Below are 562 nucleotides of genomic sequence, written 5' to 3' on the forward strand. Positions count from 1 at the left end.
CGTGGTCGTTACCGCCACAGAGTCAACGGTGATGCTGTCCGCTTCGGTGAGGTAGATACCAGTCGCGCTGGTACCGGTGCTGCTCGCACTGATCACCGCAACCGTGGTCGTCAAGTGACGGCTTGCAATACCAATCGCATCATCCGCTTCCAGACGAAGGTTCGTAGCGGTGACGTTCATAGTGCTGTCAGCCGCATTGATGATGCTGCCGGTATCCGCTACCAAGCTCACGTCTTGAGCCACCACATTACCTACGGTGAGATCAGTCGCCGCATTCAAGCGTGCTGAGCTGTTGGTTGCGGTCACAGTCACGGCACCTGCCATGGTCAACGCACCCGCTTCCGCATCCAGTGTCACTGTACCGTTCGTAGCCGTAGTGATATTGGCCAAGATGCTAAGCGCATCGGCCGCCGTTACCGTGATATGACCCGTCGTGCTATTGATCTGCGCATTGTTGGTCACATCAGAACCAGAGCCATTGGCATCGATGCGGATAGAACCAGTACCGTGAGCAACCACACCCACTTGATCGCTATCGCCATCGTTGATCACGATGCTGCCG

General features: G+C 56.4%; 1 protein-coding gene. It reads right to left on the reverse strand.

Annotation, left to right across the window (positions count from 1 at the left end; translation table 11 throughout):
* Positions 1–562 (reverse strand): hypothetical protein (locus FJM67_RS17640; RefSeq protein ID WP_181161560.1); only part of this gene is annotated, 562 nt, incomplete at both ends.

Source organism: Maribrevibacterium harenarium (assembly GCF_006385675.1).
GTDB lineage: Bacteria > Pseudomonadota > Gammaproteobacteria > Pseudomonadales > Marinomonadaceae > Marinomonas > Marinomonas harenarium.